Origin of the sequence: Amycolatopsis sp. NPDC047767, assembly GCF_040704195.1 — a bacterium.
Lineage (GTDB): Bacteria > Actinomycetota > Actinomycetes > Mycobacteriales > Pseudonocardiaceae > Amycolatopsis.
The window spans coordinates 1-10,828 of record NZ_JBEYSJ010000071.1; the positions used below are offsets into that span (position 1 = coordinate 1).

Below are 10,828 nucleotides of genomic sequence, written 5' to 3' on the forward strand. Positions count from 1 at the left end.
GCCCGGCCCCCCCCCGCCCGCCCCCCCCCCGTTGGCCCTTCTCGGCCGGGGGGCCCGGCGCCCCCCCCCGCCCCGCGGCCCTCGTGGCCGCGGGCACGGCCCCGGCGAGAGCACTCGATCGGGTGAAGTGCGAACGGCCCGGTCGCCGCGACGCCGGGAGCTGCGACAACGGCGCGGACGACCGGCGTGGCAGGCCTGGCTCCGCCTCGGCATGGCAGGAAACACACCTGGCCCAGCGGAATCCTGTTTGTTTGAGATTGCATGGTCGTGCATAATCATGCGTATGACGGTGAAGATCGCGGTGGCCGGCGCGAGCGGCTACGCGGGCGGTGAACTGTTGCGCCTGTTGCTGACCCATCCGGAAGTCGAGATCGGTGCGCTGACGGCGGCGAGCAGCGCGGGGACGCCGCTGGGCACGCACCAGCCGCACCTCGCGCCCCTGGCCGGGCGTGTGCTGGCCGAGACGACGACGGAGACGCTGGCCGGCCACGACGTCGTGTTCCTCGCGCTGCCCCACGGTCATTCGGCCGAGGTCGCGGCGCAGCTCGGACCCGACGTGCTCGTGGTCGACCTCGCCGCCGACCACCGGCTGGCGGACCCGGCCGACTGGCAGCGCTGGTACGGCGGCGAGCACGCGGGACAGTGGCCCTACGGCCTGCCCGAGCTGCCCGGCGCGCGCGAGAAGCTCGTGGGTACCAAGCGCGTCGCGGTCCCCGGCTGTTTCCCGACCGGCGGCTCGCTCGCCCTCGCCCCGGCGCTGGCCGCGGGCCTGGTCGAGCCGGACGTCACGGTCGTGGCGGTCACCGGCACTTCCGGCGCGGGCAAGAGCCTGAAGCCGAACCTGCTCGGGTCCGAGGTGATGGGGTCCGCCAGCGCGTACGGCGTGGCGGGCAAGCACCGGCACACGCCAGAGTTCGCCCAGAACCTCTCCGGTGTGGCGGGAAAGCCCGTCACCGTGTCGTTCACGCCTGTGCTCGCCCCGATGCCGCGCGGCATCCTCACGACGGCGACCGCGCCCCTGATCGGCGACGTCGACGAGAACACCGTGCGCGAGGTGTACGAGAAGGCCTACGACGCCGAGCCGTTCGTGCAGCTGCTGCCCGCGGGGATGTGGCCCGCGACGGCGTCGACGCTCGGGTCGAACAACGTCCAGCTCCAGGTGGGCGTGGACGCCGACGCGCGCCGCCTCGTCGTGATCTGCTCGATCGACAACCTCACCAAGGGCACCGCGGGCGGTGCCGTCCAGTCGATGAACCTGGCGCTCGGATTCCCCGAGGCCACCGGACTTTCCACTGTGGGAGTGGCACCGTGACCGTCACCGGCCCCAAGGGTTTCCGCGCCGCCGGCGTCGCCGCCGGCATCAAGGCCTCCGGCGCGCTCGACCTCACGCTGGTCGTGAACGACGGCCCGCTCGACGTCGCCGCTGGTGTGTTCACGCGCAACGTGATCAAGGCCGCGCCGGTGCTGTGGTCGCAGGAAGTCCTGAAGCAGCAGAAGCTCAAGGCGGTCGTGCTCAACTCCGGCGGCGCCAACGCCGCGACCGGTCCGGGCGGGTTCCAGGACACGCACGCCACCGCGGAGAAGGTCGCCGAGGTCCTCGACATCGGCGCGATCGAGGTGGCCGTGTGCTCCACCGGTCTCATCGGCGAGCGGCTCCCGATGGCCGCGGTGCTGTCCGGTGTGGACAGTGCGGTCAAGGCACTCGACGCGAGCGCCGAGGCGAGCCTGAACGCGGCTTCCGGCGTGATGACCACGGACACCAAGCCGAAGCAGGCGTTCGCGGCCCACGCGGACGGCTGGAGCGTCGGCGGGTTCGCCAAGGGCGCCGGCATGCTCGCGCCGAACCTCGCGACGATGCTGTCGGTCCTCACCACCGATGCCGTGGCGGACAAGGAAGTTCTCGACCGCGCGCTGCGCGCCGCCACCCGCATCACCTACGACCGGCTCGACGTCGACGGCGGCACGTCCACCAACGACACGGTGCTGGTGCTCGCGTCCGGCGCGAGCGGGGTCGAGCCGACGGAGGCCGAGCTCACCGAGCAGCTCACCGCCGTCGCGCACGACCTCGTGCTGCAGCTGCGCGCCGACTCCGAGGGCGCGACCAAGGACGTCGACGTCACGGTGCGCGGCGCCGCGTCCGAGGACGACGCCGTCGTGGTCGCCCGCACGATCGCCGAGGACAACCTCGTGAAGACGGCGCTGTTCGGCTCCGACCCCAACTGGGGCCGCATCGCGATGGCGCTCGGCCGCGCGCCCGCGCGGATCGATCCTGAGACGGTGTCGATCACGATCAACGGCGTCACGCTGTTCGCCTCCGGCACCACCGCCGCGGACCGCTCGGCCGCCGACCTGTCGGGGCGCGCCATCGAGGTCGTCGTCGACCTGGGCGTCGGCTCGGCCGAGGCCACGATCTACACCACCGATCTGTCCCATGGCTACGTCGAAGAGAACAGCGCCTACTCCTCATGACCGGCACGGAGGACCTGATTTCCGCGGACGAAAGGCTCGAGACGGCGGCCGAGAAGGCCGGGGTGCTCATCGAGGCGCTGCCGTGGCTGCAGCGGTTCCACGGCGCCACCGTGGTGGTGAAGTACGGCGGCAACGCCATGATCGACGACACTCTCAAGGCGGCGTTCGCGCAGGACATGGTGTTCCTGCGCCTCGCCGGCCTGCGCCCCGTGGTCGTGCACGGCGGGGGACCGCAGATCACCGCGATGCTCACCCGGCTCGGCGTCGAAGGCGAGTTCAAGGGCGGCCTGCGCGTGACCACGCCCGAGACGATGGACATCGTCCGCATGGTGCTGGTCGGGCAGGTCAGCCGTGAGCTCGTCGGCCTGATCAACGCCCACGGCCCGTACGCCGTCGGCATCTCCGGCGAGGACGCGCGCCTGTTCACCGCCGAACGCAAACAGGCCACTGTGGACGGTGAGCAGGTCGACATCGGGCTCGTCGGCGAGGTCGCCGCGGTCAACCCGGACGCGGTGCTCGACATCGTCAACGCCGGGCGAATCCCGGTGGTGTCCACGGTCGCGCCCGACGTCGACGGCGTGGTGCACAACGTCAACGCCGACACCGCCGCGGGCGCGCTGGCCGCGGCGCTGGGCGCCGAGAAGCTCGTGGTGCTCACCGATGTCGAGGGCCTCTACGCCAACTGGCCCGATCGCTCGTCGCTGATCGACCGCATCCAGGTCGACCGGCTGGAGAAGCTGCTGCCGGAGCTGGCCAGCGGCATGATCCCGAAGATGGAGGCCTGCGTGCGCGCGGTCCGCGGCGGCGTGCACCGCGCCCACGTGATCGACGGGCGCCTCGCGCACTCCGTGCTGCTGGAGGTCTTCACCTCACGAGGCATCGGCACGATGGTCTACCCCGAGCCCACCCCAAACCCCGAGCCCACCCCAAACCCCGAGCCCACCCCGAACCCCGAGAACCCAGGAACGGAGCTCCCGTGACCACCCCGACCTCGAACGAGGCGAGCCGGCAGCACTGGCAGTCGGCCCTGATGGACAACTACGGCACCCCCGGGCTGACGCTTGTCCGGGGCGAGGGCGCGCGGGTGTGGGACGCCGAGGGCACCGAGTACCTCGACCTCGTCGGCGGCATCGCGGTCAACGCGCTCGGCCACGCCCACCCCGAGGTGGTGCGCGCCGTCTCCGAGCAGATCGCGACGCTGGGCCACACGTCGAACCTGTACGTGAACCCGGTCGCGCTGGAGCTCGCCGAGGCGCTGCTCGACGTCGCGGGCCTGACCGGCCAGGGCAAGGTCCTGTTCGTGAACTCCGGCGCCGAGGCCAACGAGGCCGCGCTGAAGATCAGCCGCCTGACCGGCCGCACCAAGGTCGTCGCGGCGGAGGGCGCGTTCCACGGCCGCACGATGGGGTCGCTGTCGCTCACCGGTCAGCCGAGCAAGCGCGAACCGTTCGCGCCGCTGGTCCCCGGGGTCACGCACGTGCCGTTCGGCGACGTCGAAGCGCTGCGCGCGGCCGTCGACACCGACACCGCCGCCGTGTTCCTCGAGCCGATGCTCGGCGAAGCCGGCGTGATCCCCGCGCCCGACGGCTACCTGCAGGCGGCTCGCGAGATCACCAAGGCCACCGGCACGCTGCTCGTGCTCGACGAGGTGCAGACCGGCATCGGCCGGCTCGGCACCTGGTTCGCGTTCCAGCAGGCGGGGATCGTCCCCGACCTCATCACGCTCGCGAAGGGCCTCGGCGGCGGGCTGCCGATCGGTGCCGTGATCGGCATCGGCGCGGCGGGCGATCTGCTGAAGCCGGGCCAGCACGGCACCACGTTCGGCGGGAACCCGGTCTGCTGCGCGGCCGGGCTGGCCGTGCTGCGGACCATCGCGCGCGACAACCTGCTCGACCACGTTTCCTCGCTGGGCAAGGACATCGCGACCGGTGTCGAGGCGATCGGGCACCCGCTCGTCAGCGGCGTGCGCGGGGCCGGGCTGCTGCTCGGCATCACGCTGCGCGAGCCGGTGTCCGCCGCGGTCGCCAAGGCCGTGCAGGAATCCGGTTACCTCGTCAATCCCGTCGCGCCGGACACCATCCGGCTCGCCCCGCCGCTCGTGCTCGAGGCCGGGCAGGCCCAGGCCTTCCTGACCGCACTCCCGGACGCGCTCGACTCCACCACCACGAAGGACCCGAACTGATGCCTCGCCACTTCCTCCGCGACGACGACGTCAGCCCCGCCGAGCAGGCCGCGCTCCTGGACCTGGCCGACGCGCTCAAGGCCGACCCGCTCGGCAACAAGTCCCTGGCCGGCAAGACGGTCACGGCGATCTTCGAGAAGAACTCCACCCGCACGCGCTTCTCGTTCGAGGTCGGCATCAGCCAGCTCGGCGGGCACCCGGTGATCGTGGACGGCCGGTCGATGCAGCTGGGCCGCGAGGAGACGATCGAGGACACCTCACGCGTCCTGTCGCGCTACGTCGACGGCATCGTGTGGCGCACCTTCGCGCAGAAGCGCATCGACTCCATGGCGTCGGTCGCGTCGGTGCCGGTCGTCAACGCGCTCACCGACGAGTTCCACCCGTGCCAGGTCCTCACCGACCTCATGACCATCCGCGAGCGCAAGGGCAAGCTCGCCGGGCTGACGCTGGTGTACCTCGGCGACGGCGCCAACAACATGGCCCACTCGCTGCTGCTCGGCGGCGTGACCGCGGGCATGCACGTGCGGGTCGTCTCGCCCGAGGGCTTCCAGCCGGACCAGCAGGTGATGCTCGACGCGAAGCACCGCGGCACCGAGACCGGTGGCAGCGCGGCCGTGTTCACCGACCCGCACGACGCCGTCGCCGGCGCCGATGTGCTGGTCACCGACACCTGGACGTCGATGGGCCAGGAGAACGACGGCCTCGACCGCGTCGGCCCGTTCCGCGCGCTGCAGGTCAACACCGAGCTGCTCAAGCGCGCCGCCGACGAGGCCATCGTGCTGCACTGCCTGCCCGCGCACCGCGGCTGGGAGATCACCGACGAGGTGCTCGACGGCCCGGCCAGCGCGGTGTGGGACGAGGCCGAGAACCGTCTGCACGCCCAGAAGGCGCTGCTGGTCTGGTTGTTCGAGCAGAGCGGGCGATGACCGGCAGCCGGGTCGGGCGCCAGGCTCGCATCACGGAGCTGGTGTCCACGATGGCCATCCGCAGCCAGACCGAGCTCGCCAAGCTGCTCGCGGCCGAGGGCATCGAGGTCACGCAGGCGACGTTGTCGCGCGACCTCGACGAGCTCGGCGCCGTGAAGCTGCGCGGCGCCGACTCGGGGGCGCCGGTCTACGTCATCCCCGAGGACGGCAGCCCGGTGCGTGGGGTGCAGGGCGGTACGTCGCGGTTGTCCCGGCTGCTCGCGGAACTGCTCGTCTCGGCCGACGCGTCCGGCAACCTCACGGTGCTGCGCACGCCGCCCGGCGCCGCGCAGTTCCTCGCGAGCGCCATCGACCGCGCCGCGCTCGAGGAAGTCGTCGGTTCCATCGCCGGCGACGACACCGTGGCCGTCATCGCCCGGGAACCGTTGAGCGGCAGGGATCTCGCGGAACGGTTCACCACGCTGGCCCGGCGTTCGGCGGAGGGCGAGGAGCTGTGACCACCGTCCTCGCCTACGCCGGTGACACGGCCGCGCTGGCCCGTCTCGCGCGGGAGACGGACGTGGTCGCGGTCTCCGTCGACCTCGGTGCGGGCGATGTCGACCTCACGACCCTGCGGGAGCGGGCCCTCGCGGCCGGCGCGGCCGAGGCGATCGTGGTCGACGCGCGCGCCGAGTTCGCGAACGAACACTGCCTGCCGGCGCTGCAGGCCAACGCGCTGCTGTACGACCGCTATCCGCTCGTCGGGTCGCTGGCCCGCCCGCTGATCGAGAAACACGTGACCGCGCTCGCCCGGGCGCGCGACGCCGACGTCGTCTGGCCACGCGAACAGGGCGCGCTGTCGCCCGACCGCACGCTCTGGGGCCGCTCCGTCGTGGTCGCCGACCCCGACCCGTGGCACGGACCCGGCGACGTCTTCGCCTACACCGAGGACGCCGCGGCCAACATCGACGCGCCCGACGAAGCCGTGATCACGTTCGACCGCGGCGTGCCCGTGGCGGTCGACGGCGAGACGGTGAGCGTGGCCGAGGCCGTGCTGCGGCTCGGGCACCGCGCCGGCGCCCACGGCGTCGGCCGGTTCGACCTCGCCACCGACAACCGGGAGATCTACGAAGCCCCCGGCGCGTGGGTGCTGATCACCGCGCACCAGGAGCTGGAGAACCTGACCCTGGACCGGGACCTGGCCCGGTTCAAGCGCTCGGTCGACCGGCGCTGGACCGAGCTCGTCCACGACGGGCTGTGGTCCTCGCCGCTGCGCGAGCCGCTCGACGCGTTCGTGCGGCAGAGCCAGGAGCAGGTGTGCGGCGACGTCCGGCTGGTGTTCCACGGCGGTGCCGCCGTCGTCACCGGGCGCCGCGGCGAAGAGCCGGCCGGACGCGGCCGGCACCTGCGCCCCGTCGGCCGGCGGTACCGTCCCCTGACCGGGCAGGAGCACCCGGACCACCCGACCCACCGGGCGTCGTGAGACGCCCGAGGCAGAAAGGCAGAACGTGAGCGCGAAAGACCAGCCGGTGGCCCTGTGGGGCGGCCGGTTCGCCAGCGGACCGGCCGAGGCGATGGCGGCGCTGAGCGCCTCCACCCACTTCGACTGGCGCCTGGCGCCCTACGACATCGCCGGCTCGCGGGCCCACGCCCGCGTGCTGCGCAAGGCGGGGCTGCTCACCGACGCGGAGCTCGCGGGCATGCTCGAGGCACTCGACACGCTCGCGCAGGACGTGGCCTCGGGCGCGTTCACGCCGACCGTGGCCGACGAGGACGTGCACACCGCCCTTGAACGCGGGCTGCTGGAGCGCGCGGGCACGGAGCTGGGCGGCAAGCTGCGCGCGGGCCGCTCGCGCAACGACCAGGTGGCCACGCTGTTCCGCATGTGGCTGCGCGACGCCGCGCGCCGCGTGGTCGCGGGCACGCTCGACGTGGTCGACGCGCTCGTCTCGCAGGCCCAGCGCCACCCCGAGGTCATTCTGCCCGGCCGAACCCACCTGCAGCACGCGCAGCCGGTCCTGCTGGCGCACCACCTGCTGGCCCACGGCCAGGCGCTGCTGCGCGACGTCTCCCGCCTGCGCGACTGGGACGCCCGCACCGCCGAGTCGCCGTACGGTTCGGGTGCGCTGGCCGGTTCGTCGCTCGGCCTCGACCCCGAGGCCGTGGCCACGGAGCTGGGCTTCGACACGAGCGTGGAGAACTCCATCGACGGCACCGCGTCGCGCGACTTCGTGGCGGAGTTCGCCTTCGCCGTCGCGATGCTGTCGGTGAACCTGTCGCGGATCGCCGAAGAGGTGATCATCTGGAACACCGCCGAGTTCGGCTACGTGACCCTCGACGACGCGTGGGCCACCGGCAGCTCGATCATGCCGCAGAAGAAGAACCCCGACGTCGCGGAGCTCACGCGCGGCAAGGCGGGCCGGCTCATCGGCAACCTCACGGGCCTGCTGGCGACGCTGAAGGCGCAGCCGCTCGCGTACAACCGCGACCTGCAGGAGGACAAGGAGCCGGTGTTCGACTCGGTCGAGCAGCTGGAGCTCCTGTTCCCGGCGATCGCGGGCATGCTCGCCACGCTGACCTTCCACACCGACCGGCTCGCCGAGCTGGCCCCGGCCGGCTTCACGCTGGCCACGGACATCGCCGAGTGGCTGGTGCGCCAGGGCGTGCCGTTCCGCGTGGCCCACGAGGCGGCGGGGGAGAGCGTGCGCGTGGCCGAGGGCCGCGGCGTCGGGCTCGACGAGCTGACCGACGAGGAGTTCCGCACCATCAACCCGGCCCTCACGCCGGCCGTGCGCGAGGTGCTCACCGTCGAGGGATCGGTGCGTTCGCGCAACGCCCGCGGCGGCACCGCGCCCGAGCGCGTCGCCGAGCAGCTCGAGCGCCTGGTGGACCGGGTGACGACCGTGCGGCAGTGGCTGAAGTAGCGCGCCGGCCCGGCCGGGGAGCCTGAGCTTCCCGGCCGGACCGATCACCCGGGAACCGCCGGTTAGGCTGGGGCGGAACGAGGGGAGCACGCGTGGACCGGTTGTTCCGGCGCGAGGAACTGGCACTGGACCCGGTCGACCTGGGGCACCTGCTGCTCGGCGCAGTCCTCGAGGCCGACGCGCCCGACGGCACCGTCGGCGTGCGGCTCGTGGAGGTCGAGGCCTACCGCGGCTTCGACGATCCGGCGTCGCACAGTTTCCGGGGCAAGACGCCGCGCAACGCCCTGATGTGGGGGCCGGCGGGGTATCTGTACGTGTACTTCGTCTACGGCATGCACTTCTGCGCCAACGTCATCAGCGGGGAAGAAGACGAGCCCGGCGGGGTGCTCCTGCGCGCCGGCGAAGTGGTTCAGGGCGCGGACCTCGTGCGCGCCCGCCGACCCAATGCCCGCGGGAACGGCGAGGTCGCCAAGGGACCCGCCATCCTCACGTCCGTGCTGCGCGTGGATCTGTCGCAGAACGGCGTGGACCTCACGGACCCGGCTTCGCCGGTCCGGCTGCGCGTCGGCGAGCGGGTGCCGCCCGAGCGGATCCGCAGCGGCCCGCGAGTCGGCGTCGCCACGGGGATCGACACGCCATGGCGGTTCTGGGTCGACGGCTCGCCCGCCGTGTCCGCCTACCGGCGCGGCGGCAAACGGCGGCAGGTGCGCCCCGCGGGTTAGTCGCTTGACCTGGTGCGGGAGGATCTACAGGTGTGAGTGAGCACATCCTTGACGAGCTGTCCTGGCGCGGCCTGATCGCGCAGTCCACCGACATCGACGCTTTGCGGCGAGACCTCGACCAGGGACCCCTCACCCTCTATTGCGGTTTCGACCCGACCGCGCCCAGCCTGCACGCCGGCAACCTCGTCCCGCTGCTGATGCTCAAGCGCTTCCAGCGCGCCGGGCACCGGCCGATCGTGCTGGCCGGCGGCGCGACGGGCATGATCGGCGACCCGCGTGACACGGGGGAGCGCACGCTCAACACCCTCGACGTCGTCGCCGAGTGGGCCGGGCGCATCCGCGGGCAGCTGGAGCGGTTCGTCGAGTTCGACGAGTCGCCGACGGGCGCCGTGGTCGAGAACAACCTGAACTGGACCGGCCAGCAGAACGTGCTGGAGTTCCTGCGCGACGTCGGCAAGCACTTCTCGGTGAACGTGATGCTCAACCGGGAGACGGTGAAGCGCCGGCTCGAGTCCGACGGCATGTCCTACACCGAGTTCAGCTACCTGCTGCTGCAGTCGCAGGACTACCTGCAGCTCTACCGGCAGTACGGCTGCAAGCTGCAGGTCGGTGGCTCTGACCAGTGGGGCAACCTCGTCGGCGGCGTCGACCTGATCCGGCGGGTCGAGAGCGGGAGCGCGCACGCGCTGACGGCCCCCCTGGTCACCGACGCCGAGGGTCGCAAGTTCGGGAAGTCCACCGGCGGCGGCAACCTGTGGCTCGACCCGGAGATGACCTCGCCGTACGCCTGGTACCAGTACTTCGTGAACGTCGGGGACGCCGACGTGATGCGCTACCTGCGGATGTTCACCTTCCTCACCCGGGAGGAGATCGACGCGCTGGCCGAGGACACCGAACAGCGGCCCCACCTGCGCGCGGCGCAGAAACGGCTCGCGCAGGAGTTCACCGACCTTGTGCACGGCGAGGACCAGACGAAGCAGGTCATCGCCGCCAGCCAGGCGCTGTTCGGGCGCGGTGAGCTGGGTGAGCTCGATGCGAAGACGCTCGACGCGGCGATGGCCGAGGTCCCGACCGGCAAGGCGTCGGACGAGTCGACGATCGTCGACCTGCTGCTGGCCGGGGGCCTGGTGGACAGCAAGGGCGCCGCACGCCGCACCGTGAAGGAAGGCGGGGCGTACGTGAACAACGTGAAGATCGCCGACGAGGAGTGGAAGCCGGCCGCGTCCGACGCACTCCACGGGCGCTGGCTCGTGGTGCGGAAGGGCAAGCGGAACATCGCCGGCGTCAGCCTCGGCGGCTGATCCCGGCCGACGGCCCGAAACAGGGCTCTGACCTGCTGGAACGCGGTTAAGGTACCCCCCTGTTTCGGGCCCTTTCGGGGCGTGTAAAGTTCTCCAAGTCGCCAGGGAAACCGGGCGGCCACCGGGACACGAACCAAGCTCTCGCCTCAGGCGATTGAGTGGGTGGCCCAAACAACAAAGGCTTGAAACAACGCCGATGGTTGGTGCGCACTGGGTGCGGATTGACTTGAAGTGTGTTGCTTGAGAACTCAACAGTGTGCTAGTGAACTAAGCCAGTAGAGCTTATATGAAACCCCCTCGTCGGGGTTTCCTTTGAGAAAACTAG

10 protein-coding genes are annotated in these 10,828 nt (G+C 71.8%); all 10 read left to right on the forward strand.

The features are described from left to right. Window positions 1-283: 283 nt before the first annotated feature. The 10 genes from argC (at window position 284) to tyrS (ending at window position 10,503) form a co-directional block, all read left to right on the forward strand. Window positions 284-1,312, forward strand: a complete 1,029-nt coding sequence (gene argC, locus AB0878_RS49045) for an N-acetyl-gamma-glutamyl-phosphate reductase (RefSeq protein WP_366590519.1) — start codon at window positions 284-286, stop codon at window positions 1,310-1,312. Beyond that, a complete protein-coding gene (gene argJ, locus AB0878_RS49050; RefSeq protein WP_366590523.1) occupies window positions 1,309-2,469 on the forward strand; it encodes a bifunctional glutamate N-acetyltransferase/amino-acid acetyltransferase ArgJ in 1,161 nt (386 codons plus the stop codon). The genes argC and argJ overlap by 4 nt, the downstream gene beginning before the upstream one ends. After that, complete coding sequence (gene argB, locus AB0878_RS49055) at window positions 2,466-3,449, forward strand: acetylglutamate kinase (protein WP_366590526.1); 984 nt, start codon at window positions 2,466-2,468, stop codon at window positions 3,447-3,449. The genes argJ and argB overlap by 4 nt, the downstream gene beginning before the upstream one ends. Further along, on the forward strand, window positions 3,446-4,651 hold the full coding sequence (locus AB0878_RS49060; RefSeq protein WP_366590529.1) for an acetylornithine transaminase: 1,206 nt from the start codon (window positions 3,446-3,448) through the stop codon (window positions 4,649-4,651). The genes argB and AB0878_RS49060 overlap by 4 nt, the downstream gene beginning before the upstream one ends. Next, the gene (gene argF, locus AB0878_RS49065) at window positions 4,651-5,577 is read left to right on the forward strand and encodes an ornithine carbamoyltransferase (RefSeq protein WP_366590532.1); all 927 of its coding nucleotides are present in this window, start codon (window positions 4,651-4,653) and stop codon (window positions 5,575-5,577) included. The genes AB0878_RS49060 and argF overlap by 1 nt, the downstream gene beginning before the upstream one ends. Next, window positions 5,574-6,074, forward strand: a complete 501-nt coding sequence (locus AB0878_RS49070) for an arginine repressor (RefSeq protein WP_366590535.1) — start codon at window positions 5,574-5,576, stop codon at window positions 6,072-6,074. The genes argF and AB0878_RS49070 overlap by 4 nt, the downstream gene beginning before the upstream one ends. After that, on the forward strand, window positions 6,071-7,039 hold the full coding sequence (locus AB0878_RS49075) for an argininosuccinate synthase domain-containing protein (RefSeq protein WP_366590537.1): 969 nt from the start codon (window positions 6,071-6,073) through the stop codon (window positions 7,037-7,039). Before AB0878_RS49070 ends, AB0878_RS49075 begins: the two co-directional genes overlap by 4 nt. Window positions 7,040-7,064: 25 nt before the next feature. Further along, the gene (argH, locus tag AB0878_RS49080; protein ID WP_366590540.1) at window positions 7,065-8,480 is read left to right on the forward strand and encodes an argininosuccinate lyase; all 1,416 of its coding nucleotides are present in this window, start codon (window positions 7,065-7,067) and stop codon (window positions 8,478-8,480) included. Window positions 8,481-8,572: 92 nt separating this feature from the next. Beyond that, window positions 8,573-9,202 carry a DNA-3-methyladenine glycosylase gene (locus AB0878_RS49085; RefSeq protein ID WP_366590542.1) on the forward strand — a complete coding sequence of 210 codons (630 nt, stop codon included), beginning with the start codon at window positions 8,573-8,575 and terminating at the stop codon, window positions 9,200-9,202. Between the two features lie 32 nt (window positions 9,203-9,234). Continuing rightward, window positions 9,235-10,503: a tyrosine--tRNA ligase gene (tyrS, locus tag AB0878_RS49090; RefSeq protein ID WP_366590544.1), complete on the forward strand. Its 1,269-nt coding sequence runs from the start codon at window positions 9,235-9,237 to the stop codon at window positions 10,501-10,503. The last annotated feature ends 325 nt before the right edge of the window (window positions 10,504-10,828 follow it).

Excerpts from the sequence above, each read along its gene's own strand:
- argF (WP_366590532.1), top strand. The coding sequence starts at position 4,651 with ATGCCTCGCCACTTCCTCCGCGACGACGACGTCAGCCCCGCCGAGCAG.
- AB0878_RS49070 (WP_366590535.1), top strand. The coding sequence starts at position 5,574 with ATGACCGGCAGCCGGGTCGGGCGCCAGGCTCGCATCACGGAGCTGGTG.
- argB (WP_366590526.1), top strand. The coding sequence starts at position 2,466 with ATGACCGGCACGGAGGACCTGATTTCCGCGGACGAAAGGCTCGAGACG.
- argC (WP_366590519.1), top strand. The coding sequence starts at position 284 with ATGACGGTGAAGATCGCGGTGGCCGGCGCGAGCGGCTACGCGGGCGGT.